At 37.5% G+C, this 24,439-nt stretch carries 22 protein-coding genes, 1 pseudogene and 1 riboswitch; of the genes and pseudogenes, 21 read left to right on the top strand and 2 right to left on the bottom strand.

Annotation, left to right across the window (positions count from 1 at the left end; translation table 11 throughout):
- The first annotated feature begins 279 nt into the window (after nucleotides 1-279).
- From JFV29_RS18420 to JFV29_RS18370, 11 genes are all read left to right on the top strand, one after another.
- Nucleotides 280-1,440: a D-alanyl-D-alanine carboxypeptidase family protein gene (locus JFV29_RS18420; RefSeq protein WP_201185674.1), complete on the top strand. Its 1,161-nt coding sequence runs from the start codon at nucleotides 280-282 to the stop codon at nucleotides 1,438-1,440.
- Nucleotides 1,433-2,026, top strand: a complete 594-nt coding sequence (locus JFV29_RS18415; protein WP_201185673.1) for a nucleoside recognition domain-containing protein — start codon at nucleotides 1,433-1,435, stop codon at nucleotides 2,024-2,026. Before JFV29_RS18420 ends, JFV29_RS18415 begins: the two co-directional genes overlap by 8 nt.
- 13 nt (nucleotides 2,027-2,039) lie before the next feature.
- Nucleotides 2,040-2,567 (top strand): spore maturation protein, encoded by a 528-nt coding sequence (locus JFV29_RS18410; RefSeq protein WP_446728268.1) that lies wholly within the window; start codon nucleotides 2,040-2,042, stop codon nucleotides 2,565-2,567.
- A 317-nt stretch (nucleotides 2,568-2,884) separates the two neighbouring features.
- Nucleotides 2,885-3,625, top strand: coding sequence for a 23S rRNA pseudouridine(2605) synthase RluB (rluB, locus tag JFV29_RS18405; RefSeq protein ID WP_053346825.1), 741 nt, complete (start codon nucleotides 2,885-2,887; stop codon nucleotides 3,623-3,625).
- A 210-nt stretch (nucleotides 3,626-3,835) separates the two neighbouring features.
- On the top strand, nucleotides 3,836-4,366 hold the full coding sequence (resA, locus tag JFV29_RS18400; protein WP_056525144.1) for a thiol-disulfide oxidoreductase ResA: 531 nt from the start codon (nucleotides 3,836-3,838) through the stop codon (nucleotides 4,364-4,366).
- Nucleotides 4,367-4,384: 18 nt separating this feature from the next.
- The gene (gene resB / locus JFV29_RS18395; protein ID WP_201185671.1) at nucleotides 4,385-6,034 is read left to right on the top strand and encodes a cytochrome c biogenesis protein ResB; all 1,650 of its coding nucleotides are present in this window, start codon (nucleotides 4,385-4,387) and stop codon (nucleotides 6,032-6,034) included.
- Nucleotides 6,027-7,205, top strand: coding sequence for a c-type cytochrome biogenesis protein CcsB (gene ccsB / locus JFV29_RS18390; protein ID WP_056525138.1), 1,179 nt, complete (start codon nucleotides 6,027-6,029; stop codon nucleotides 7,203-7,205). The genes resB and ccsB overlap by 8 nt, the downstream gene beginning before the upstream one ends.
- Before the next feature lie 295 nt (nucleotides 7,206-7,500).
- Complete coding sequence (locus tag JFV29_RS18385; RefSeq protein WP_053346821.1) at nucleotides 7,501-8,217, top strand: response regulator; 717 nt, start codon at nucleotides 7,501-7,503, stop codon at nucleotides 8,215-8,217.
- Nucleotides 8,214-10,004, top strand: coding sequence for an ATP-binding protein (locus tag JFV29_RS18380; RefSeq protein ID WP_201187934.1), 1,791 nt, complete (start codon nucleotides 8,214-8,216; stop codon nucleotides 10,002-10,004). The genes JFV29_RS18385 and JFV29_RS18380 overlap by 4 nt, the downstream gene beginning before the upstream one ends.
- Nucleotides 10,005-10,241: 237 nt before the next feature.
- Nucleotides 10,242-10,802 carry an RNA polymerase sigma factor SigX gene (gene sigX, locus JFV29_RS18375; RefSeq protein ID WP_201187932.1) on the top strand — a complete coding sequence of 187 codons (561 nt, stop codon included), beginning with the start codon at nucleotides 10,242-10,244 and terminating at the stop codon, nucleotides 10,800-10,802.
- On the top strand, nucleotides 10,768-11,991 hold the full coding sequence (locus tag JFV29_RS18370) for a hypothetical protein (protein ID WP_201185670.1): 1,224 nt from the start codon (nucleotides 10,768-10,770) through the stop codon (nucleotides 11,989-11,991). The genes sigX and JFV29_RS18370 overlap by 35 nt, the downstream gene beginning before the upstream one ends.
- Before the next feature lie 124 nt (nucleotides 11,992-12,115).
- On the opposite strand, the gene serA is transcribed toward JFV29_RS18370, so the two are convergent.
- Nucleotides 12,116-13,690, bottom strand: a complete 1,575-nt coding sequence (serA, locus tag JFV29_RS18365) for a phosphoglycerate dehydrogenase (protein WP_201185669.1) — start codon at nucleotides 13,688-13,690, stop codon at nucleotides 12,116-12,118.
- A 366-nt stretch (nucleotides 13,691-14,056) separates the two neighbouring features.
- Nucleotides 14,057-14,192: riboswitch (FMN riboswitch) on the top strand.
- A gap of 167 nt (nucleotides 14,193-14,359) precedes the next feature.
- On the opposite strand from serA, the gene JFV29_RS18360 reads away from it, so the two are divergent.
- Nucleotides 14,360-14,941, top strand: a complete 582-nt coding sequence (locus JFV29_RS18360; protein WP_053348127.1) for an ECF transporter S component — start codon at nucleotides 14,360-14,362, stop codon at nucleotides 14,939-14,941.
- Nucleotides 14,942-15,072: 131 nt separating this feature from the next.
- Here JFV29_RS18360 and JFV29_RS18355 read toward each other — a convergent pair whose 3' ends face one another.
- Complete coding sequence (locus tag JFV29_RS18355; protein WP_034308087.1) at nucleotides 15,073-15,321, bottom strand: ferredoxin; 249 nt, start codon at nucleotides 15,319-15,321, stop codon at nucleotides 15,073-15,075.
- Nucleotides 15,322-15,611: 290 nt separating this feature from the next.
- On the opposite strand from JFV29_RS18355, the gene JFV29_RS18350 reads away from it, so the two are divergent.
- The 9 genes and pseudogenes from JFV29_RS18350 (at nucleotide 15,612) to JFV29_RS18310 (ending at nucleotide 24,354) form a co-directional block, all read left to right on the top strand.
- Nucleotides 15,612-16,676 carry a helix-turn-helix domain-containing protein gene (locus tag JFV29_RS18350; RefSeq protein ID WP_201185668.1) on the top strand — a complete coding sequence of 355 codons (1,065 nt, stop codon included), beginning with the start codon at nucleotides 15,612-15,614 and terminating at the stop codon, nucleotides 16,674-16,676.
- Nucleotides 16,676-18,187 carry a RecQ family ATP-dependent DNA helicase gene (locus JFV29_RS18345; protein ID WP_201185666.1) on the top strand — a complete coding sequence of 504 codons (1,512 nt, stop codon included), beginning with the start codon at nucleotides 16,676-16,678 and terminating at the stop codon, nucleotides 18,185-18,187. Before JFV29_RS18350 ends, JFV29_RS18345 begins: the two co-directional genes overlap by 1 nt.
- Before the next feature lie 210 nt (nucleotides 18,188-18,397).
- Entirely contained in the window at nucleotides 18,398-18,775 is a 378-nt protein-coding gene (locus JFV29_RS31475) for a CPBP family intramembrane glutamic endopeptidase (protein ID WP_342366576.1), read from the top strand.
- Between the two features lie 5 nt (nucleotides 18,776-18,780).
- Nucleotides 18,781-19,617 carry a LysM peptidoglycan-binding domain-containing protein gene (locus tag JFV29_RS18335; RefSeq protein ID WP_201185665.1) on the top strand — a complete coding sequence of 279 codons (837 nt, stop codon included), beginning with the start codon at nucleotides 18,781-18,783 and terminating at the stop codon, nucleotides 19,615-19,617.
- Between the two features lie 160 nt (nucleotides 19,618-19,777).
- A pseudogene (locus JFV29_RS31755) lies at nucleotides 19,778-20,235 on the top strand (YpbF family protein).
- A gap of 97 nt (nucleotides 20,236-20,332) precedes the next feature.
- Nucleotides 20,333-21,148 carry a metallophosphoesterase gene (locus JFV29_RS18325; protein ID WP_201185664.1) on the top strand — a complete coding sequence of 272 codons (816 nt, stop codon included), beginning with the start codon at nucleotides 20,333-20,335 and terminating at the stop codon, nucleotides 21,146-21,148.
- A gap of 100 nt (nucleotides 21,149-21,248) precedes the next feature.
- Entirely contained in the window at nucleotides 21,249-22,139 is an 891-nt protein-coding gene (locus tag JFV29_RS18320; RefSeq protein ID WP_242486920.1) for a MerR family transcriptional regulator, read from the top strand.
- An 88-nt stretch (nucleotides 22,140-22,227) separates the two neighbouring features.
- Nucleotides 22,228-22,803 (top strand): genetic competence negative regulator, encoded by a 576-nt coding sequence (locus JFV29_RS18315; protein ID WP_201185662.1) that lies wholly within the window; start codon nucleotides 22,228-22,230, stop codon nucleotides 22,801-22,803.
- A 273-nt stretch (nucleotides 22,804-23,076) separates the two neighbouring features.
- Nucleotides 23,077-24,354, top strand: a complete 1,278-nt coding sequence (locus JFV29_RS18310) for a Glu/Leu/Phe/Val family dehydrogenase (RefSeq protein WP_053346801.1) — start codon at nucleotides 23,077-23,079, stop codon at nucleotides 24,352-24,354.
- Nucleotides 24,355-24,439: the final 85 nt, after the last annotated feature.

Below are 24,439 nucleotides of genomic sequence, written 5' to 3'. Positions count from 1 at the left end.
ATCGATTTTTTTTTGGGTTCAAACATGGATCCGAAATTCACTCTACCTAAAATTTAAAATGATTCTCCTTTCATACTCCTCAATAGTGGGAGGAGCATTTGGATTTATCCTGATATGTTCTAGTACATGGGTAAATTTGTATAATGTCATTTAAAGTTTTATATGAAAAAGCCCTTTTAAATCCTAGGATCTTATAGATATTCACATTCTTTTTATTCATAACCCTTGTCCCTTTGCATAAACTTGTACAAAAACAAGTTAAGAGACGAGGGGGCACTCATGCGTTTTCTATATAAAGGGTTATCAGGTTTGTTTATTATCATTCTCCTTTTGTCTTTTCTAGCACCGGTACAAAGCGCTAATGCTAACGTAGCCGTTAGTGCCCACAGCGCGATATTAATGGATGAGGAAAGCGGAAGGGTCATTTATGAGGTGAATGCTCATGAAAAAAACCGTATTGCCAGCATCACGAAAATCATGACGGCTATACTGGCTATTGAATCGGGAAAAATGGGGGAAACAGTAAAGATTAGTAGTAATGCCTTCGGGACTGAGGGTTCTTCCCTTTATTTGAAAGAAGGAGAAAAGATTAAGCTTGAAGATTTGGTTTATGGATTGATGTTACGTTCGGGGAATGATGCGGCAGTCGCAATCAGCGAAAAGGTGGGCGGGAGCCTTGATGGCTTCGTCTGGATGATGAATCAAAAGGCAGAGGAAATCGGTATGAAGAATACTAATTTCTCAAATCCGCATGGTTTGGATAATACGAATAACCATTATTCAACAGCATATGATATGGCTTTACTGACTCGTTATGCTATGCAAAATAAAACGTATGCAAAGATTGCCGGTACTAAGGTGCACCGAGCACCTAATTCAACAGAACAATGGGATTATGTCTGGAAGAACAAAAATCGACTTCTGACACAATTATATGAGTATTGTACAGGGGGGAAAACAGGGTTTACCAAACTGGCAAAGCGTACCCTGGTCACGACGGCTACAAAAAACCAACATAATCTAATAGCTGTAACATTGAATGGTCCCGACGATTGGAATGATCATATTCAAATGTATGAATCCGCTTTTAAAGAATATAAGCCAACTGAAATTTTACCTGAGGGCTTGGTAAAAGATATGAAAAATAAAACGTATAGAGGCCATGTATATATTAAAAACGATTTTTCGTATCCACTCACGAAAGAAGAAAGAAAACTGGTCAATGTGAAAATGAAATTGTTGAAACCACAGAAGGCTTGGAAAGATAAACGAAAAATTCCTGAAGTAATTGGCAAAGCTTCTATCTATCTCGATGGAAAAAAAATCGGTTCACGTTCAATTTTTTATGGTGAAACAAAAGAAAGCTTCAAGCATCAATCCTTTCAATCTACCTGGGCTGAGCTATTTGAAGCAGTATTAGGAATCAAAAGCAATGGTTAATTATATTTGGGTTGGAATGACCGTGATCGGCATCGTATTTGGGATGATAAATGGAACGATGGATCAAGTGAATGAAGCTCTTTTTGTCAGTGCTAAGGAAGCAGTCACCCTTTGTCTAGGGTTGATGAGTATTTTGGTTTTTTGGCTGGGGTTAATGAAAATAGCGGAAGAATCCGGACTGCTCGATAAGTTTTCCAACTTGTTCAGACCATTTATGAGGTGGCTATTCCCAGAGGTCCCACCCAATCATCCAGCAATGGGATATATATTATCGAATATGATGGCAAACACATTTGGACTGGGGAATGCAGCCACGCCTCTTGGTATTAAAGCCATGGAGCAGTTAAAGAAACTTAATGGAGGAAAAGCAACGGTCAGCCGCTCGATGGTCACCTTTTTAGCGATAAACACATCAAGCGTTACACTGATTCCAACGACTGTCATTGCGATTCGAATGAATTATGATGCTCACTCCCCGACAGATATCGTATTTCCTACTATTATCGCCACGGCCATTTCAGCGGTTGGAGGGATTGCGATTGATCGATATTTTTATTACAGGAGAAAAAGGAACGGGAGGGAATAGGATGTTGCACTGGATGACCACCATTTCAATTTGGATGATACCGCTTTTGATTCTAACAATATTACTTTACGGGACATTGAAAAAAGTTCCTACCTATGAGACCTTCGTCGAGGGGGGGAAGGAAGGAATTAGCATGTCCTTTTCCCTTATACCTTTCTTAGTAGGAATGCTTGTGGCCATTTCCGTATTTAGGGCATCGGGGGCACTGGATTTTATTGTACATTTATTAAATCCATTGCTTGCCATGCTTCATTTTCCAGCAGAGGTTTTACCACTTGCGATAATCCGCCCGATATCAGGTACGGCAGCTTTAGGAATGACCAGTGACTTAATTTCAGTTTATGGGCCGGATTCCTTCGTTGGGCGCTTAGCTGCCACCATTCAGGGTAGCACAGATACCACATTCTATGTTTTGACCGTTTATTTTGGAGCTGTGGGAATCAAGAAAATGGGTGATGCGCTCAAGGTTGGTCTATTAGCGGATCTAATCGGAATTGTAGCTGCTGTTGTCGTTGTAACTCTCGTATTCGGAATGAAATAAAAGTCACGGAAATGGATCATTCCATTTCTTTTTTTGTCCTTATACGTAAACTGTTTTTTTGCAAAAGGCCAACAAGTATTTTTTATTAAAATCAAACCTTCATCAAAAGATACATTTTTTTGTATGGAAAAATAAGCTATGTTACACTCATTATGGAAACCAACCCATTTAACCGTCTGTATAATTGGTGTAATAATAAAAGATAAGCTCTTAATCACGAAAAACCTTTTGTTTTTGCCTCTCTATATGTAATAATTGTATGATTGTGTATGTATAGACAATAACAAACGAATGATTATACTATGGGGTGAAGATAGATGGAACGATTACAAAAGGTGATAGCTCATGCTGGACTGGCTTCCCGTCGTAAGGCAGAAGAGTTGATTTTAGAAGGTAAGGTAAAAGTGAACGGCAAAGTAGTGAAGGAATTGGGTGTGAAGGTCGGTCCTAATGACAAGGTTCAGGTTAATGAAGTCCCACTTGAAAAAGAAGCTCCGGTTTATTTCTTATTTTATAAACCGCGTGGTGTTATATCTGCAGTTTCGGATGACAAGAATAGAAAAGTTGTAACGGACTATTTCCCTTACATTAGTGAACGGATTTATCCAGTTGGCCGCCTGGATTATGATACTTCTGGTTTATTGCTTTTAACGAATGATGGTGAGTTTGCAAACACGTTAATGCATCCGAAACATGAAGTAGATAAAGTGTATGTGGCAAAAGTGAAAGGAATGCCATTACGTGAAAGCTTGAAAAAGTTAGAAAAGGGAATCAAATTGGAGGACGGTAAGACAGCTCCAGCTAAGACTAGGGTTCTGTCAACCGACAAAAAAAAGCAAACGGCTATTGTGGAAATCACTATACACGAAGGAAGAAATCGACAAGTCCGCCGGATGTTTGAAGCAATTGGTCATCCTGTAATTAAATTGAAGCGGGAACAATATGGCTTTTTAACTTTAGCAGGTTTAACTGCTGGTGACTCCCGTGAATTGACTCCACATGAAGTCAAATTAATGCGAACTTTAGCAACAACCGAGCCTAAACAACGGAGAATGTAAGAAAGAAGTTATCCCGTATTAATAGGTTGAAACCACTACCCCATTCTTCTAACTAGAGGGATAGGTGGTGGAAAACAACCTGTAAATACCCTTTCTTTCCTAAATCGGAAAAGAGTGTCACAAAACCTTCGGAAATGTAAAAAATATGGACATAGTGTTAAATGGTATGATGGTATGGTTAAATTTTAGTGTTGCCTTAGGAGGATTTCTATGGATAAAAAAAAGCGACGCCTAGTTAGCAGAACCATCATTCTTCTGCTGTTAGGTGCAGCTTTAGTGTTTGCCCTTTATACAAACTTCACTAAAGAAAAGAATGAAAGTCTTCGAAAAGGATCAGATGCACCTAATTTCGTTTTGACGGATATGGAAGGCAAAGAGCATAAGTTGTCCGACTATAAAGGAAAAGGTGTCTTTTTGAACTTTTGGGGTACATATTGTAAGCCATGTGAATATGAAATGCCTTATATGGAAAGTCAATATAAAAACTACAAAGACCAGGGCGTTGAGATATTAGCCGTGAATGTTGGGGAATCTGACTATGCTGTCAACAATTTTATTGCAAAACATAATCTTACCTTTCCTGTCATGATCGATAATGGTAGTAAAGTAGAGAATGCATATCGCGTGGATATTTTGCCGGTCACCTTTTTGATTGATAAAGAGGGAGAAGTGGTAGATATCATTACCGGAGCTTTGACAGAAGAGAGCATCCAAAAGCATATGGAGAGAATTAAACCATAATATTGGGGAGTTTTTGACATGAATGAAGTAAAATGCGATTGTGGTCATGTAAATCCGTTTGGTACAAAAATTTGTGGTAAATGCGGGATGGTACTTGGAAACGAAAAAGAAAACAAGCTTATTGATATGCGATATGAAGGTAGTGCCAGACGCTCACAAACTTATAAAAAAACAATCATTGATAAGATATGGAACTTTTTTTCTTCCGTTAAGGTAGGAGTGACGCTCATTGTCATTGCCTTAGTTGCTTCAGCGATTGGTACAATATTGCCACAGGAAATGTACATCCCTTCGACTGCGACGCCAGCAGAGCATTATGAATTAGAATACGGCTGGTTCGGAAAGGTGTATTATGAACTTGGATTTCATAATTTGTATAGTTCATGGTGGTATTTGATTATTATTGGCATGTTAGGCATATCACTTTTGATTGCCAGCATTGATCGCTTTTTTCCTTTATATCGTTCATTGAAGAAACAAGGAGTCACACGTCATGACGGTTTTATGAAACGTCAGAGAATTTATGGAGTGACAAAGCTGGATGAACAAGATATCGACCTTGAAGATGTGAAAAAAAGATTGAAAAAGCAGCGTTATCATATACGAGAGGAAAGCGGTAATATTCTTGCTGAAAAAGGCCGTTTTTCACGTTGGGGACCCTACGTAAACCATATCGGACTTATCATTTTTTTAATTGGGGCGTTATTGCGCTCTGTCCCCGGGATGTATATTGACAAAGTTCTCTGGCTCCGAGAAGGCGAGACGAAAGAAATTCCGGGTACAAATGGGGAATATTATCTCCAGAATAATGGGTTTACCTTAGAGGTGTATGACAAGGAAAATAAAGAGGATGAGCAATACAGTGCTGCAATAGACAAAACCGGTACAATAGCTAAAACCTATCAATCCGATGTCACACTATACGAGGCTCAGAGAGAAACGATACCTGGGGAAAAAGTGGACCTTGATAAGCTCAAAGATTTTAAAATTAAAGTCAATGAACCTTTGAAACATGATCATTATGCTCTCTACCAAGTGGACTATAAATTAGATGAACTTAGTACGATGGCTTTTAATTTAATTAATAAAAAAACCGAAGAGAATTATGGAAGCTTGAAGGTTGATTTGAATAACCCTCAAAAGAAATACGAATTAAATAAGGGATATTCAGTAGATTTAATCAGTTACTTCCCAGATTTCGAGTTCGATGAAAAAGGCCACCCAAGAACGATATCGAAGATTCCGAATAATCCGGCATTTATCTTTAAAATGTACACACCGGATAAACCAGATGGTGAAGTTAGTTTTGTTGCGATAAAAGAGACTGTGGAACCATTAGGTGAAAATACATATAAAATGGCTTTTAATGGTGTAGAAACTAAAGATGTCACTGCTTTGACGGTTAGAAAAGACCTTACACTGTGGATTTTGTTCACAGGCGGAATCATTTTTATGGTAGGTGTTGTCCAAGGTTCATATTGGAATCACCGACGTATTTGGATTAAAAGGAAAAATGAGGAGATATTAATTTCCGGCCATACAAACAAAAACTGGCACGGTATTAAAAGGGATATAAAACATGCGATAGAATCCACTTCTCTTTGCGAACCATCGGATCAACTTGAGGAGGAGAAATCTTCTACTAAGGGGGAAGTTTTAAATGGCTGAATTAAGCAGTAACTTTTTATATGCAGCTTTTATTTTATATCTGATTGCTACCTTTCTATTCGGAGGATCGATTAAGGATAAACGAGGAGCAGAGGAAAAGAAACAAAACAAATGGGCTAAATTGGGGATTATGATTACCATTCTCGGTTTTGCTTCACAAATTGGATATTTTATCACTAGGTGGATTGCTGCCGGGCATGCGCCGGTAAGTAATCTATTTGAATTTACAACCTTTTTCGGAATGATGCTGGTTGGTGCTTTCATATTAATTTATTTCCTTTATAAATTGCCTGCTCTTGGGCTATTTGCCTTACCTATTGCCTTATTAATTATCGCATATGCAAGTATGTTCCCAACAGAAATTTCACCGCTCATTCCTGCACTGCAGAGTGATTGGCTTCATATTCATGTAACAACTGCAGCAGCAGGACAGTCTATCCTTGCGATTAGTTTTATTGCTGCTATAATTTATTTAGTCAAATTCGTAGATCAATCTCAATCTAGCAAACGAACGTTCTGGCTCGAAATCATCATGTACACGTTAGTAAGTACCATAGGTTTTGTCATTATCACTTCAACTTTCGCAGCCATGGACTATAAAGCGAATTTTGATTGGGTCGATAAACATGATGAGCTGGCTAAACAGGAATTTAACCTTCCTGCACTTGTAGGTCCCCATGAAGGGGAACTAACTGATACAGAACGATTTGAACCACTGGTGAACATGCCTGCGATAATTAATGCTAAGAAACTGAATACAGTCATTTGGTCGATGGGAATCGGACTCGTTCTTTATGGTCTGATTAGACTGATTTCTCGTAAAAGAGTTGCCGCATTGATCAAACCGATTGTCAAAAATGTAAATTTGAATTTATTGGATGAAATCAGTTATCGTTCGGTTCTTATCGGTTTTCCAATCTTTACACTTGGAGCCCTCATTTTTGCCATGATCTGGGCTCAAGTTGCCTGGACACGATTCTGGGGATGGGATCCGAAAGAAGTTTGGGCACTGGTTACCTGGCTGTTTTATGCCGCTTTCTTACATTTGCGTATGTCAAAGGGTTGGCAGGGAGAAAAATCAGCATGGCTAGCCGTTATCGGTTTTGCTATTATGATATTTAACTTAATATTTGTTAATCTTGTTATTGCTGGTTTGCATTCGTATGCTTGATTCGGTAATTTAATAAATTAGATTAAGGGGGTCTTTTGGTAGAAACATCGAGGAGAATACTTATCGATGTTTCTAAGAATGATCCCTTTTTCTATACTTTTATTTCCATGTTATTCCGGGGGAAATAACAGCAGGCATTAGTGAGGGAACAGAAGGAGTGTGTTTATTGTGACAAAATGGTGAATAGTTCATAGAAGCTAAACAGAATTGGCTATTTATCGTACTTTGGAAGGAAAAAATATTAGTCATAGAAGTTTTCATTTTGTAAAATATATGTAGGGAGGCTGATTACATAATGTATAATGCTATTAAAGTTCTCGTGGTGGATGATGAAGAAAGAATCCGCCGTTTGTTAAAAATGTATTTGGAAAGAGAAGAATACATAATTGATGAAGCTGAAAATGGAGATGTTGCTTTATCAAAAGCTCTTGAAAATGATTATGATTTAATTTTATTGGATATTATGATGCCAGGTAAAGATGGAATCGAAGTTTGCCGTGAGTTAAGAGAGAAAAAAACAACACCTATAATCATGCTTACTGCAAAAGGAGAAGAAGTCAATCGGGTCCAAGGATTTGAAGTAGGAACTGATGATTATATTGTCAAACCATTCAGTCCTCGTGAAGTTGTGTTAAGGGTGAAAGCGTTATTACGCCGTTCTTCAAGCACGAGTTACGTTCAGACCGAAACGACGACAAAAGATGTGATTGTCTTTTCCCATTTAACAATTGATAATGATGCACATCGTGTACTTGCTGATGATAAAGAGGTATCTTTGACACCAAAAGAATATGAATTATTGTATTTCTTAGCGAAATCACCTGATAAAGTATTTGATCGCGAGCAATTGTTAAAAGAAGTGTGGCATTATGAATTCTTTGGAGACCTTCGAACTGTTGACACGCATGTTAAACGCCTACGTGAAAAATTAAACCGTATATCCGAAAATGCTGCCAAGATGATTGTCACTGTTTGGGGTGTCGGTTACAAGTTCGAAGTTATTAATGACTGATGTTATGGGGCAGTGTTGTAGGGAAGCTTTGGGCAACCATTCTTTTGCTCGTGTCATTTGTATTAATCGTTTTAACCGTTCTATTAGTAGAATTCTTTCAGAATTTTCAAATTGAAAATATTGAAAATGATTTAACCAAAACGGCAGAGCAGATCATAGAGGTTACAAATGATCATCAGGGCTCTAGCAATTATGTTTTACAAATAGCTTCGGAATTGATAGGCGACGAAACGAAAATGATTATCCTTAATGATGACAAAATGATATTCTCATCAATCGGTGATAAGGAGATTAAAATTACGCCAGAGTCAATTAAAAATGATCCCGATTTGCAGAAAGTTTTTACGGAAAGAAAGACTGTAAAAAAAGAAATGGCGCTATCTGATGACAATGGAAATAAGGAATTATCTGCAATCGTTGTCGGAGTGCCACTTGAACTAAATGGGGAGCAGGACGAGGTCTTCTTATTTCAATCCTTGGAATCCATGGAAGAAACCACTAAGTCCACAACGCAATTCATTCTTTTGGCAGCAGGGATTGCAATTATTTTAACAACGATTTTTGCTTTCTTTTTATCTACAAGGATCAATGCTCCGCTGGTGAAGATGAGGGAAGCCGCCCTAGCCATTGCTAGGGGGAAATTTGATACAAAGGTGCCTATCTTGACGCAGGATGAAATTGGTGAGTTGGCAATAGCATTTAATCAGATGAGAAAGCAATTGAAATTCAATATGAATGCTCTTAGCCAGGAAAAAGAACATCTTTCGAGCATCCTTAGTAGTATGGCGGATGGGGTCATTACCTTCAATAAAGATGGAACTATCCTGGAAACAAATCCGCCAGCGGAAAGATTTCTGCAATCTTGGTACTTTGAAAAAGGCTACAATCGGGAAGATAATGTAAATGTCCCTTTGGTACTGATGAATCTATTTGATGAATCAGAGTCTTTCGATAAGGAGCAAGTCGGGGAAATTACATTGCAGGGTAGGGACTGGGGATTGATTGTCAGTCCTTTATATACAAATGCCGACAATATTCGCGGAGCAGTAGCTATCATTCGTGATATGAGTGATGAAAGACGTATGGACAAACTTAGGACTGATTTCATAGCAAACGTCTCTCATGAGTTAAGAACGCCGATTTCAATGCTGCAAGGATATAGTGAAGCGATTGTTGATGACATAGCTGGAAGTGAAGAGGAAAAAATGGAAATGGCCAGGATTATTTATGATGAATCTCTAAGAATGGGCCGTTTAGTCAATGATTTACTCGATCTAGCTAAATTGGAATCAGGAAAAATGAGTCTCAACTATGAATGCATACCTATTTCATCTTATTTAAAGAGGATTACAAGCAAATTTTCCGGGTTAGCTAAAGAAAAAGGGATAACGATATCCACTAATCTTCAAGACAATGGAATCGAGTGGTGTTTCGATCCCGACAGAATTGAACAGGTATTGACGAATTTAATTGATAATGCGATTCGACATACCCCTCCAGGCGGGAACATTGATGTCATTCAAAGGACAAGTGATCGAAGAGGGCTGATTATTGATGTGAAGGACTCTGGTTCGGGTATCCCTGAAGAGGATTTACCCTTTGTATTCGAGAGATTCTATAAAGCGGATAAAGCACGTACACGCGGTCGTTCGGGTACTGGCTTGGGATTGGCTATTGTTAAAAATATCATTAATGCCCATGATGGCTACATTTCGGTAAACAGTTTACCTAAAAAAGGGACGACATTCAGCATTATTCTACCTCGAATAATGGAAAATACTGAATGAATAACTGGTTGTTTGCCAGAAAATCTTGTTTCATAAGAAACAGTGGAGACAAAGGCAATTGGATTTATTTCCAACTTGTCTTTGTCTTTTTTCATAGAAAGAGAACAGGTTAGTAATATTCTAGTGAATAGGACTCTTCTATATAGAAATTCACTGAATTTTGTAATAAGATCATATGTAAAGTGTAACTTTTATATATGAATGACGACTATATTTATGAACGGATGTGGGGAAATGATGGATTCCGTTTTCCACGATCTTTATGAAAAGTATCATCACGAAATTTATCAATTCATTTATTATATGACTAAAAATCGGGAATCGGCAGAGGACCTTGTTCAAGAGGTTTATATCAGGGTTATGAAGGCCTATGACCGATTCGAGGGAAAAAGTAGTGAAAAAACGTGGATATATTCTATTGCGAGAAATGTGACGATTGATTATTTTCGGAAACAAAAACGGTGGAGAGACAAAATCTTTTCTAACTTCGACTGGGAGAGGCAAATGATTAAAGATACTCAGCCTATTCCGGATGAAGTGGCTATTATGAATGATGATATCCATGATATATATCAATGTTTGAACCGATGCACGGTCGATCAAAGGTCCGTCATCATATTACGATATATTCAAGCATTGTCCATATCAGAAACCGCGGAGGTATTAAATTGGAGTGAAAGTAAGGTTAAAACAACCCAGCATCGTGCGTTAAAAGCAATTAAAAAGATGATGGAAGATTTGTCTGGAAAGGAGGATGACCCCATTGAGAAAACCCCGTTGGAAAGAAAACGAAATTGAAGACATGCTTCACCAGCTTCCGAAAGTAAAAGACAAACGAACAAAGGATGAGGTGTATGCAAGGATTCATAATAAAAAGCGGAAAAAACAATGGTTTCCTCTTATTGTGGGTGTTGCCTCCTTATTCTTAATGGTTGTTTTGGCCTCTTCACTGATTATTGGGAAAGAAGGGACTACAAGCAAAGAGGAGAGCAGCGATAAGAAATTAGCTGTCTCTGAACTTAAAAGCCTGCCAGATCATGAACAACAGGATGCAAAGGTAAAAGATAAGTCTGCCGAAGACAAAGAGGAAAATAGTAAGCTTCAGAGTATGCGTGAAGAAGATATAGAAACTAAAGAAGAAGTTTTCGATAGTGAACCGGTAAAAAAGGACAAGGCAGTAGCCCTTGCTCCTGCAATTTACCCAGGCAATCTGAAAAATAAATCGACAATTACCATGGGTGTGCCAGATAATCAACAGAATTTTGTCATCCCGATTTCAATTGTTGTCAATCGTTATGATGAATCGGATACTCTAAATCAGTTAGTTAATCAAATGTCGGATATCAATGAGGAACAATATGGTCTCTCTGACTATTTCCCGCTTGATATTGAGATTACCCAAGGAACCGAAATGAATACTGCTCATATTGAGCTACATGAAGACAGCCAGTTATTGGATGAGGATATCCTCTTTCTTCATACGATGGAAGAGACGCTGTCCTATCTTAATATAGAGAAGATGACCTTTGCTACAGATGGAAAGCAAGGTGCAAGGTTTGCCCATGCAGGATTTTTAAAGGAAGCAGATATACCTCAACAAAAAAAACGCACATTTCTACTTTATCAAAGTGATGAATCCTCACCAAAGTTTCTTGTACCAAGTAATATGGATTATCAAGACTTTGAGGAGGCACTTCAGGCAGGAAAAGAGGAGCCAGACATAGAGGGGATATCTTCTGCTATCCCCGATGATTTAATTTGGGAAAAAATAAGTTCAGATGGAGATCTTGTGACTATTCAATTAGCAGAACAAGCGGCAATTGAAAATAGTGAGGATTCTCTTCAAGCTTTAGAAGCTATTCTCTTTATTGCAAAGGAATTTGGCTTTAACAGAGTAAAGTTTGAAAATGCTCCAATTGAAAAAGTTGGCAATCTAAATCTAACAGAAGACATAGTAGTACCCAAAGCCCCTAACCAAGTGAATTGAAGGGAGGAAGTTGTCAAAAGAAGAGGGAGCTGGGCTATATAAAACATCTTGATAATGGTTGCTGAGTATCTAAAATCTCGTAGAAAAAAGAATGTGCCCGCATTAAGGGCACATTCTTTTTTTCTTATAATGAAATGAGAGCCATGAATGTAATTTCTTCTGTTTCCTTTAAAAATTGCTTCATGTTATCACTTAATGGTTTATCAAAACTTAAAACCATGATAGCTTCTCCGCCAGCTTCTTTTCGACCTACCTGCATGGTTGCAATATTCACTTCATGATCACCAAGTATCTTACCTACATTACCAATTACACCAGGTTTATCGGTGTGTTGGATATATAGTAAATTTTCTTCCGGATGGAAGTCGATTTTGAAGCCATTCAAATTTACAATACGAGAACCATAATTTTCAATGTAAGTGCCACTGATTGTTAGTTCACGGTTATCACCTTTTACTTTAAGGCTGATCAGGTTAGAATATCCTAAAGAGTCTGCAGAGATTTTTTCGCCAACGGTAATACCGCGCTCTTTTGCAATCAGCAAGGCATTCACTTCATTGACCGAAGCGTCAACTCTTGATTTAAAGAAGCCTGATATTAAACTTTTTGTCAAAATCGCTGTATCAAAGTCCAATGATTCTCCCGCATATGTAACGGAAATCTCTTGGATGCCTTCTTTCATACATTGAGATGCAATTGATCCCATTTGCTGTACGAGTTGATAAAATGGCTGAACCTTTTCAAACACTTCTTTAGAAATGGCTGGAAGGTTGATAGAACTTGAAACTGGATTTCCCTCAAAATAAGTCAGCACTTCTTGTGCAACCTGTACTGCAACATTTAATTGAGCTTCTTTTGTAGAAGCACCTAAATGAGGTGTAGCAATGACATTATCAAGTTCAAGTAGCTTATGGCCAAGCGGAGGTTCTTCAACGAAAACGTCCAACGCTGCGCCTGCTACATGCCCTTTAACAATCATTTCATATAAATCATCTTCGTCAAGAATTCCGCCACGGGCACAATTTAATACATAAACACCCTTTTTACAGGTAAGTAGTTTTTCTTTATTTATTAATCCTCTAGTTTCATTCGTCAGAGGTGTATGAACAGTAATAATGTCTGCTTTAGGAAGTAACTCATCTAACGGCAGGGAAATGACAGACATTTTTTTTGCACGATCAGCAGTTAAGAATGGGTCAAATACAATGACTTCCATACCAAAAACTTTTGCGCGTTTGGCGATTTCTCCTCCGATACGTCCAAAACCCACTATACCTAATGTTTTACCGCGTAGTTCTGTTCCAGTATAAGAAGAACGTTTCCACTCCCCATTCTTCAGAGATGCATATGCTTGCGGAATGTGGCGCATTAGTGAAGCCATCATTGCAAATGTATGTTCAGCTGTTGAAATGGTATTGCCATCAGGTGCATTAACGACGACAATCCCACGTTTAGTCGCAGCAGGGATGTCAATATTATCAACGCCGACACCAGCTCGTGCAATAATTTTCAACTGTGGCATACGGTTCATTAAATCTTCCGTAACTTTTGTTGCGCTTCTAACAAGTATTGCATCAATCTCAGCAAGTTCGTTTGATGCTTCTTCTACTGTCTTTTGAATAAGAAGGATATTGGATGCCTCTGATAGCGGTCCGAGTCCTTCGGGTTTGATGGCATCTGCTACTAAAATCCGATACACGTGTAAACACCTTCCTAAGGGAAAAATTATCTTAAATTTCAGTTAATTTTACAATTGAAATGCCGAATATGTCAATTTGGCATTTATTAATGTAAGCGCTTAAAATAATTATTATTAAGTGAAATAATTGTATAAGTCCGCAATAATAATGGATTTATCATCTATTGTTTGAAAAAGAACAATTATTTTAAATAATCTTAAAATTGATATAATCGTCAATATAATTTTTGTTTTAATACATTGATATGTAAGAAATTATGGTGGCCATGAAAAATGAATATCTTCATATAAACTTTCAAATTAAAAAAAACTATTCAAAAAAAGGAAAGTCATATATAATGGAATTTGTAAAATAAAATTTTATAGGTCTATCTTCGGGGCGGGGTGTAATTCCCCACCGGCGGTGATGAAGAAATAATTCTTCTAAGCCCGCGAGCCTTACGGGGCAGGATTTGGTGTGATTCCAAAGCCGACAGTATAGTCTGGATGGGAGAAGATGGAGGTTCCTGATTGCGTTCAAACAGTCATTTACTGAACGTTTGTTTGATGAAACCTTTAATTTATCCCTTTAATTCAGTCGGAATTAAAGGGTTTTTTATTGAACATCAACATGATGAAGGAGCACTAACCTCTTTTTCGGGTAGATCAGAAAAAGAAGGAGAGAGAACTATGAAAAAGAACAAAGTGAATAAAATGGTCACACTGGCAATGTTGGGAAGCATTTCATATCTATTGATGCTTTTGAATTTTCCGTTTCCAGGATTTCCACCTTTTCTGAATGTTGATTTTAGTGACATTCCAGCACTGATGGCAGCATTGATTTTCGGTCCGATGGCTGGAATTCTAGTTGAATTTCTTAAAAACCTATTGGATTTAGTCATGACAGGGACAATGACTGCTGTACCTGTGGGGCATATCGCTAACTTTATAGCAGGAATACTGTTCGTCTTGCCAACTTACTATGTATTTAAAAAAATCAATTCAAAAAAAGGGATGACTTTCGCTTTACTTGCTGGTACAGTTACCATGGCGGTAGTTATGAGTGTTTTAAACTATTATGTCTTTTTACCGGCATATACCTTCTTTATGGGATGGGATGCAATGTCGGCACCCGAGTCAAGGAAGTTCGTAACGACTGCAATCTTACCTTTCAATGTGATTAAAGGCGTGCTTATCACTTCTGTATTCATGTTGTTGTTTATTAAATTACAGACATGGATCAATAAGCAAGTATTATATAAAAATGCTTAATGGCATTAACTATAGAAACACAAAAAACCGGATATTTATGTCCGGTTTTTTGTCTGTTTAATTTGGTTAGTAGGGGAAGGGACATAAGTAGCAAAAAAAAAGCCATTTTCGATTGAAAATGGCTTGTACCTTTATTCGAATTTTAGTGCATCCCCGTCAAATGCCTCGTCAGCAACTTTAATAGAATCTGTTGGACATCCTTCAAATGCGTCCATCATGTCATCTATAAGTACATCTGGAATTTCAACGATACCTTCGTTATCGTCAAGGGTAACAAATGCAATCCCTTCGTCATCATAATCATATATATCCGGTGCTGCTGCTCCGCAAGCTCCACAAGCGATACATGTTTCTTTATCAACAATTGTAAATTTAGCCATGAATATAACCCCTCCTAAGTTGATTAACAACTGATAATCTTTTTATTTCAGATTATTATCTCTTTCCTATTGTAAGACCGAATGCCAAACTTTTCAATAGAAATTGTATTGATACTAACTATTATGATGTGGAATGTCAATGATAAATATAGAAAATATTATTTTGATCTTTGCTTTCCTTCGTCATTTAGCCACAATTTCTTATGGTATTTATCATTAAAAACGGCGATTTTTGCAGTTTTTTGATACAATAGGTGTAATTGGTTAATTGAAACAAGGATGTGAGTCCCATGAATAATTATCTACAGGTAATCATTCTATATGCAATAAAAAAATTTCAAGGCGAACGTTCTATTTATGCTATTTATCATATGCTACAGGGCAAAAAGTCGTCACAGACAATCCAGGATGCCCACTTATTCGGGTTAACGAATATATTTGGGACAATACCTCGTTTTACCCGACAACAATTAAATCAAAACATTCAACTATTTCATGAGCATAATTTCATTGAGATAACCGATAAAACCGATGCTTATATAATTAGTGGGCAAGGCGGGAGAAAGTTAACCGATTATTTGAAGAAGAATCCTTTTCCAACATCCTTAAATGGCTGGAAATATCAAAATATCACCCCGATATTCTGGGGGAGATTAAACTTACTCATACAAACTATATCCCATATTGTCCACAATGAAAGACGTTTTTATCCTATACAACGAAACCCCAAAATCCAATGTTTTGTAAAGGAATTCTTACAAAACAATCGCCAGGACCGAGGGTTGATTGCGCAGCATCTTTATGAAGAACTGATATCGTTATTAGAGCTGCAAAGTAATTTAAAACGAGATATTTTTATTTTGAAATTAACAGGGGTAAACAGGATTGGACTTACGTTTGAACAGATTGCGAAAAGGAAAGATGTAGAAGAAGAGTATGTGCGCTTTACATTTCTTGACTCGTTACATCAAATGCTTGCGGAAATAGAACAGGTAACAGATTACCCTATTTTGGCATCCTTATTCAGTGATTGGCAAAGGAGTGGCAATCCTCATTTGACTCATTCTACACAAACGACATTGCGATATATTCAAGCAGGTAAAACTTTGTTTGAAATAGCAGAAATCCGCCGTTTAAAAGTCAACACCATTGAAGATCATCTTGTTGAAATTGTCTTATCGGATAAAAGCTTTCCAATTGCTGAATATGTATCCCATGAGGCTGAAAGGAAAATCATCGCTGCAATTAAGGAACTCAATACCAAGCAGCTAAAGGCAATCAAACAGGAAGTTGATAATAAACAGATTAGTTTTTTCCAAATAAGGCTTGTACTTGCGAAATTGGGTGATGGATGATGAATTTAGAGCATGTTTTAAAAGAAAAATTTGGATTTGATAAATTCCGTCCAGGACAAAAAGAAGTGATTGAATCATTGATGTCTGGCTGTCATACTTTAGCGATGTTGCCAACGGGGTCAGGTAAGTCATTGTGTTATCAGTTGCCTGCTTACCTTTTGAATAAGACGACCTTAATAGTTTCTCCGTTATTATCTTTAATGCAGGATCAGGCAGATCAGCTCAAAATGAGAGGTGAAAAAAGTGTATTAACCCTTAATTCTTTTTTGACGTTAAATCAAAAAAGGGAGGCTTTCGATCGCTTACATATGTATCGGTTTATTTTTTTATCTCCTGAAATGCTTAGCCTTGAGGGTGTGATAAAGTCTTTAAAGACCTTAGACATAGGTTTGTTTGTCATTGATGAAGCACACTGTATCTCACAATGGGGGTATGATTTTCGACCTGATTATTTGAATTTAGGAGAAGTTAGACGTGAGTTGAACAATCCACTAACGCTCGCCTTAACGGCAACTGCAACAAAAGAAGTGCGGAAAGATATCATTGGAAAACTCAATATCAATCAAGCTAAAGAAACTGTATCATCTGTAGATAGGGATAATATTGCCATACTTGCTGAGAGACTATTCAGCTACGAAGAAAAGCTATTCCGTGTTCTGGAGCTTGTCAGAAAATTCACGGGGAGTGGCATTATTTATTTTTCATCTAAAAAGGTGGCAGAAGCCGTCACTGGATTTTTACAGGAAAACGGGGTAGATAGCGTCAATTTTTATCATGGCGGCATGGATCAGGAACAAAGAATGCTTATTCAGCAGCAATTCATTTCTGGCCAATTAAAAATAATATGCGCAACGAGTGCTTTTGGTATGGGTGTAAATAAATCGGATGTCAGATATGTTATCCATTTTCATATGCCCTCTACAATGGAATCTTATTTGCAGGAAATAGGTAGGGCGGGGCGTGATCGGAAACAAAGTGTAGCAGTCTTATTATATAGTGAAGGAGATGAAGGGCTTCCCCTTCATTTGATGGAACAACAATTGCCGACCGATTTGCAAATAGAGGGTGTTTGTTCCTTCCTGAGTGAAGCAAAAAAGATAGGAGCAAATTTGACTCTTTCTGAAAAAGAACAGCTGTCTCAATCTTTTTCCTTAAATGATATTCAGCTTCGTTTTTTTACACAGTTTCTTACAGGAAATCAAGATCCTTTACAGCATATGGCAGAGATGAAAGAGTATTGTCAAAAGAGAAAGTCCCGGAATCAGGAAAAATTGCATAGATTTCTCAATTGGATATATGCTCAGGAGTGTCGCCGTTTGGGAATTCTGAATTACTTTGATGAAAAGCAGCAAAAGTTGAATCCTTTCTGCTGCGACTTCTGTGGAATGGATGCGAATAAGATGATCGATTTATTGCCCGCAGTGAAGGTAGAACAAGTTAATTCTTATACCACTTGGAAACAGGAATTGGCTTTTATATTATTAAAGAAGGAAAATTGGGATGAAAAATAAGCAAGCTGAATTAATAAAACAGCTAACAGATAAGCAGTTGCTATATAATTTGTTTCTTACACAAATTATTCTCTTAACGTTAGCCTTTTTTTAGGTATTATTTTATTTAATGATCGTTCTACTTTTTTCGACTTATTTATCTTTAATGACCTTAATATATTGTTATTTGGTATCCCTGCAGGAATTATAGTCGTTCTATTTGATCTATTTATGATGAGAGTGACGCCATCATCCTATCAAGATGATGGTGGGATTAACGAACGCATTTTCAGTAGTCTGTCTTACTCGATGATTTTTGTTGTTGCTTTAGTGGTAGCAATAAGTGAGGAATTATTATTTCGTGGAGTGTTACAAACTCATCTTGGTTTACTATGGACGAGTATTATTTTTGCGGCGGTTCATTATCGCTATTTATTTAATTGGTTTTTATTTTTAAATGTTTTGGTTTTGAGCTTCTTTATCGGGTTTCTGTTTGAATGGACAAATAATTTACTGGTGACGATCACGGCCCATTTTTTGATTGACTTTATCCTTGGAGTATTAATCAGGAGGAAACAAGCAAAGCGGGTTGAGCAAGAAAGGGGGTGACCTATATGAATGATGTAAAAAAGAATGGGAAAGCCAAAGATCAGGCTGGTGAACTTGGGACGCGAGTCGAACGTCAGAAGGCGAAGTCATCTCTGCCAAAGCGTAGCCAAGTCCATCAGAATAAAAAGAAAAAAAGTAAAGTGAAGATTAAGTTTCCGATGATTAAGTTATTATCGTTGTTTTTTATCTTGCTTCCGATTGGATTTTACAGTCTTAATACATATCTTCAAGAAAAACCTGAACGTGGTACAAGAAGTGATCAAGTAGTGAACTATAATGAAAATGAAGACGCTGATAAAGAAACGATACCAACTACAGCAACTGCAGATGATTTAAAAGATAATGATTTGGAGAAAGAAGAAAAAAATTCAGCCAAGTCTGAAGCAGAGAAGAAGAAAGATAAAGAAAAGCAGAAGGCTGAAGAAAAGGAACAAGCAAAGAAAAAGGCTGAAGTAAAAGCTAAAGCGCAGCAAGAAGCTGAAGAAAAGGCTAAGGCAAAGCAAATAGCTGAAGAAAAAGCTAAAGCAAAGCAAATAGCTGAAGAAAAGGCTAAGGCAAAGCAAATAGCTGAGGAAAAAGCCAAGGCAAAGCAAATAGCTGAAGAAAAAGCCAAGAAAGAAGCAGCAGAAGACAAAAAAACAACGGAAAGAGCACCAGTCAAGCCAAATAAGGATGAATATAAGGTTGTCTTACATACTGTTAAAGCGGAAGAAACATTATTCCGAATTTCCATGAATTACTACAAATCACAGGAAGGAATTGCTCTAATTAAGGATTGGAACGGACTGAATGGCAATGAAATTTCCAAGGGTCAGGTTTTAAAAATTCCAATAAAGAAATAGAAATAATAATGAACACTCTGTCTTTTGAGGCAGGGTGTTTTTTACTTTCATACAGTTTTTGTTTGTTCCGCAAAGAGGCTAATCATGCCTAGTTATTTATCATTTTTTTCTGGACAATCTCATATTATGACTTAAAGGGTAGTTATGAGGGGGAAGGAAAATGGAATCTACAATTATTTTATTGGATGAAAAAACGGATCAAGCAACAAAGCAAATGCTGCAGAACGTTGTAGATCGAAAAAAAAAGTTCGAGGCTCTAAAAAAGAAACATCTTCATAGTTTATGGGCAACAATGATTATTGCTGCTCTTTTTTTGATTTATCTTTATTTTTATATTGTAGTTCCTTATTCCTATTCTTTTTTTAAGATGTTTAGTGTTTTTGTTGACCATTTCAGCCATTTTCTTTTTTAGCAGCAGCATTTGGGTTATATGGATATATGATATTAATTAAAAAGAAGCTTGATAAAGCTGAGAAGGAGTTTCAGTTGCTTCGTTGCGAAATCATTAATAAAAGTAAGCAGCTGTGGGAAAAAGAGGATGAATGGAAAAGTCGCCATAAGGTTTTTGAAATGATGAAGAAGAACTATGATATAAACTTATATCATGAAAATAAATGATTATTCGCTTTAAGAATATTTAATTGCGGGTAATATGGTTTTATGGTTATATGAAGGTAACTCTTGCCATTTGTAGAGAAAGAAGGTTTTACGGAAGATGTTATTGGTATGTGGATTATTTTTAGGCTTAATTCTGCTGTTATTTGCTACTGTTATACATATGTGGCGTACGGCAAATCAGGATAGGATAATTTTTCAAGACTTATATTTCAACGACTTTCCTGAAGGATTTGGCGATGTTCGGATTTTTTTTATATCTGATCTTCATCGACGGATCGTGTCGGATAAATTGATTGAGGAAGCCCGCGGTAAATCAGATATGGTAATTATCGGTGGTGACATCAGAGAAAGTGGGGTTCCTCTGGAGAGAGTTGAACAAAATATTTTGAAATTAAAAGTACTTGGTCCCCTTTATTTTGTTTGGGGAAATAATGATTACGAAGGAGACTTTCATGAGCTAGATGCATCACTTCTGAAGCATGGTGTGAAAATTCTGGATAATACAGCCGTTTCTTTTGAGTCCCAAAAAGGGGAGAAGTTTGCTCTCTTAGGTATTGATGATATATCAGAAGAAAGAGATAGGCTTGACCTTGCTCTATCAGATTGCGGGAATGAGCCATTCCGGATTTTGGTCAGTCATAACCCGCTAGTTAAAAAACAATTAACACCAGAACATCATATAAGACTTGTCCTATCAGGTCACACCCATGGAGGACAGATTCGGATATTCGGGCATGGGCCATATCAGATCGGTAGTATAAAAAAAGAGGGTGACTGCTTGTACATGACGAGCAATGGTTATGGGACAAGCGCAGTGCCATTAAGACTTGAAGCGAAGCCAGAAACTCACCTTTTTACGCTAAAAAGAGGAAAACATACGCAAATTGGCGAAGCCGTGGAAAAGACCTATTAAGCTGCCTTCTTAAACAAGCATATCGAAATTTTACAGAGTTGAAAGAATCCACTATAATTTCAACAAATGAATGTTCTGTTATTGGAGGCTTTGTAAAACCATGCAAGAAGGTAAATATAATATTAAGGCAGTTTCAAAACTGCTAGGTATTCAGTCGGGTACGTTGAGGGCATGGGAAAGGCGCTATCAATTTATTGAACCTGTCAGAAATGATTCAGGTCACCGGCTGTATACAGAGAAACATCTTCAAACCCTCAAATGGCTAATCAATAAAACAAATCAGGGCTTCACAATCAGTCAGGCCGTTTCACTTCTCGAAACTAGCACTGTAGCGACTGATGTTAATGAAACGAAACGATATAATGAGCAATCTATAAAGTTAGCGGACGAGCTACTTGAAGCTCTCATAAGCTTCAATGAAAATAAGGCTCAAATGCTGATCAGCCAAGCTTTCAGTATGTATACGATTGAACATACTGTTGTTGATGTGATTGGTGCCATACTTGTTCAGATTGGCGATAAGTGGGAAAGAGGAGAAATTACTTCTGCTCATGAACATTTTGCATCTAACATTCTAAAGTCCAGAATTAGTTCCGTAATGCATATGATTCCAACCAGTGAATTTCTTCCTAAAGCTCTTACTGTTTGTGCCCCCGGTGAAAAACATGAATTCGGCCTGTTGATTTTTACAATCTTTTTAAAGCGAAAAGGATATGAAACGGTCTATTTGGGAGAATCCATCGCCGACAAGGATCTTTTTACCGTTTTAAAAATCATAAGACCATCCTACTTATTTATGTCTTGTTCACTTAATGAAAACCTCGTAGGAACCTTAAGACTTGTCGAAGAATTAAGCCGGGATTTTCCTGATTTGAAGGTTGGTCTTGGAGGAGAGGCACTGAACCATGTATCGGATGAAATCCGAACCTCCTTCAGCAGAGTTTTAATCGGTGGATCTCAATCGGATTGGGAGGAATGGTTGAAAATTTAGAGGTTAGTGTTTGATAAATAATGGATATGCACCCTGAGACCAAGGCTTCATATGATGTATGAAGATGGTAACCAGGGGGCATTTTTTTATGAAGCTGGAGCGATTAACTAATAATAAAATCAAGATTTTTTTGACCCTTGATGATTTAATTGATAGAGGAATAACAAAAGAAGATATTTTAGGGAATTCTTTAAAAGTCCACAAGTTATTTCAGGATATGGTGGAGGAAGCGTGTGAAGAACTCAGCTTTAAAATGAGTGGTTCCATTGCAATCGAGATTTTTTCCCTGCCTGCTCAGGGGTTGATTATCATTGTAACGAAGGAAGAAGAAGAGTTATTAACAGAAGAAGAAGAGTTCCTGGATTTGCAAGTGAAAATTGATGACTTCCCCCATATTTTGTATGTTTTCAATGAGTTTGAAGATATCGTTCAATTATCTCATAGATTGTCATATCATGGCTTGCTTAATAGCACTCTTTATCATTATGAGGGAAGATACTATTTACTGATTGAGAATGTAAAAGATACGACTTATGACACGGTCATCTCCTTAGCGGCTGAGTATGGCCATGCTTCAACACTTACGCTATACCGCATCAACGAATATGGAACATGCATCATTGAGAAAGAAGCCATACATGTATTAATCTCACATTTTAATTAGTTGAAAAAGAGGGAGACAGGGCAGACACATATTGAACATTCCAATGTGGTTTGCCTTATTAGTCTCAAATTCCCTGTTTAAGATAAAGTATAGGAAAAGAAGCAAGAAAACCCATGGTATGATAACGTTTTCATTTTTTGAATATTTCCAACTTTTAAATTCCCATTTTTACTCTTGCATAAATATAACGAAGGTGTATACTAGCACTTGAAGAGGACTATTTGTAAATTATAATCTAAATATATGGATGAGATTTTCTAGGAGGTACTATTGATGGAATCGGCAAAAGGTAATGGCCCTGTAAATGAGGAAGAAAAACACGACGTATTGAGGTCTACCCAGACTGTTATACATAAAGCGTTAGACAAGCTGGGTTATCCTGAAGAGGTATACGAGCTCTTGAAGGAACCTTTACGTTTATTAACCGTGAAGATGCCAATACGTATGGATGATGGTTCAGTTAAAATTTTCACGGGTTACAGGGCACAGCATAATGATGCTGTTGGACCAACAAAAGGTGGCATCCGTTTTCACCCTAATGTGACGGAACGAGAAGTAAAGGCATTGTCCATTTGGATGAGTTTGAAATGTGGTATCGTTGATTTGCCTTATGGCGGAGGTAAAGGCGGAATCGTTTGTGATCCTCGTAATATGTCCTTCCGTGAGCTGGAAAGACTAAGCCGGGGCTATGTCCGTGCTATCAGTCAAATCGTAGGGCCGACAAAAGATATCCCGGCACCTGATGTATTTACTAATTCCCAGATCATGGCGTGGATGATGGATGAATATAGCCGTATGGATGAATTCAACTCACCAGGATTCATTACGGGTAAACCGCTTGTACTTGGTGGTTCTCATGGCCGTGAGTCAGCAACTGCAAAAGGTGTAACTATCTGTATAAATGAAGCTGCGAAAAAGCGCGGAATTGATATTAAAGGGGCACGAGTTGTTATTCAAGGATTTGGTAACGCTGGTAGTTTCTTAGCTAAATTCATGCACGATGCAGGTGCTAAGGTGATTGGAATTTCAGACGCCTATGGTGCTCTGCATGATCCTGAAGGCTTGGATATCGACTATCTTCTAGATCGTAGAGACAGTTTCGGAACCGTGACTAAATTGTTTAAAAGCACAATCTCAAATAAAGAGCTGCTTGAATTGGATTGCGATATTTTAGTTCCGGCTGCTATTGAAAATCAAATTACGGAAGAAAATGCTGCAGATATTAAAGCTTCTATCGTTGTCGAGGCAGCAAATGGTCCAACAACAATTGAAGCGACACAAATCTTAACGGATCGTGGCATATTACTTGTACCTGATGTCCTGGCTTCTGCTGGCGGAGTTACCGTTTCTTACTTCGAATGGGTGCAAAATAATCAAGGATATTACTGGTCTGAAGAAGAAGTGGACGAAAAACTTGAAAAAATCCTTGTGAAATCTTTTAATAATATTTACGAGCTTGCACAGTCCAGACGAGTTGATATGCGTCTTGCCGCTTATATGATTGGTGTAAGAAAAATGGCTGAAGCTTCACGCTTCCGTGGCTGGATCTAATAGGTTCAAAGCTTGGATTGTAAAGGAATAAATGCGTTCATTGCATTATCATTGAAAAGATTTGTAAAAACTCCTATCATGTACT

This window comes from Peribacillus sp. TH16, from assembly GCF_016651095.1.
GTDB lineage: Bacteria > Bacillota > Bacilli > Bacillales > DSM-1321 > Peribacillus > Peribacillus butanolivorans.
The sequence above is the reverse complement of the archived record's forward strand: the minus strand, read 5'-3'. Positions and strand labels throughout refer to the sequence as shown.

What these genes read in the sequence shown, in the direction of transcription:
- JFV29_RS18315 (WP_201185662.1), top strand. Translation starts at nt 22,228, where the DNA reads ATGAAGCTGGAGCGATTAACTAATAATAAAATCAAGATTTTTTTGACC.
- JFV29_RS18310 (WP_053346801.1), top strand. Translation starts at nt 23,077, where the DNA reads ATGGAATCGGCAAAAGGTAATGGCCCTGTAAATGAGGAAGAAAAACAC.
- resB (WP_201185671.1), top strand. Translation starts at nt 4,385, where the DNA reads ATGAATGAAGTAAAATGCGATTGTGGTCATGTAAATCCGTTTGGTACA.
- JFV29_RS18335 (WP_201185665.1), top strand. Translation starts at nt 18,781, where the DNA reads ATGAATGATGTAAAAAAGAATGGGAAAGCCAAAGATCAGGCTGGTGAA.
- JFV29_RS18355 (WP_034308087.1), bottom strand. Translation starts at nt 15,321, where the DNA reads ATGGCTAAATTTACAATTGTTGATAAAGAAACATGTATCGCTTGTGGA.
- JFV29_RS18410 (WP_446728268.1), top strand. Translation starts at nt 2,040, where the DNA reads ATGACCACCATTTCAATTTGGATGATACCGCTTTTGATTCTAACAATA.
- resA (WP_056525144.1), top strand. Translation starts at nt 3,836, where the DNA reads ATGGATAAAAAAAAGCGACGCCTAGTTAGCAGAACCATCATTCTTCTG.
- JFV29_RS18325 (WP_201185664.1), top strand. Translation starts at nt 20,333, where the DNA reads ATGTTATTGGTATGTGGATTATTTTTAGGCTTAATTCTGCTGTTATTT.
- JFV29_RS18385 (WP_053346821.1), top strand. Translation starts at nt 7,501, where the DNA reads ATGTATAATGCTATTAAAGTTCTCGTGGTGGATGATGAAGAAAGAATC.
- JFV29_RS18345 (WP_201185666.1), top strand. Translation starts at nt 16,676, where the DNA reads ATGAATTTAGAGCATGTTTTAAAAGAAAAATTTGGATTTGATAAATTC.
- rluB (WP_053346825.1), top strand. Translation starts at nt 2,885, where the DNA reads ATGGAACGATTACAAAAGGTGATAGCTCATGCTGGACTGGCTTCCCGT.
- JFV29_RS18350 (WP_201185668.1), top strand. Translation starts at nt 15,612, where the DNA reads ATGAATAATTATCTACAGGTAATCATTCTATATGCAATAAAAAAATTT.
- ccsB (WP_056525138.1), top strand. Translation starts at nt 6,027, where the DNA reads ATGGCTGAATTAAGCAGTAACTTTTTATATGCAGCTTTTATTTTATAT.
- JFV29_RS31475 (WP_342366576.1), top strand. Translation starts at nt 18,398, where the DNA reads ATGATGAGAGTGACGCCATCATCCTATCAAGATGATGGTGGGATTAAC.
- JFV29_RS18320 (WP_242486920.1), top strand. Translation starts at nt 21,249, where the DNA reads ATGCAAGAAGGTAAATATAATATTAAGGCAGTTTCAAAACTGCTAGGT.
- JFV29_RS18415 (WP_201185673.1), top strand. Translation starts at nt 1,433, where the DNA reads ATGGTTAATTATATTTGGGTTGGAATGACCGTGATCGGCATCGTATTT.
- JFV29_RS18420 (WP_201185674.1), top strand. Translation starts at nt 280, where the DNA reads ATGCGTTTTCTATATAAAGGGTTATCAGGTTTGTTTATTATCATTCTC.
- JFV29_RS18360 (WP_053348127.1), top strand. Translation starts at nt 14,360, where the DNA reads ATGAAAAAGAACAAAGTGAATAAAATGGTCACACTGGCAATGTTGGGA.
- sigX (WP_201187932.1), top strand. Translation starts at nt 10,242, where the DNA reads ATGGATTCCGTTTTCCACGATCTTTATGAAAAGTATCATCACGAAATT.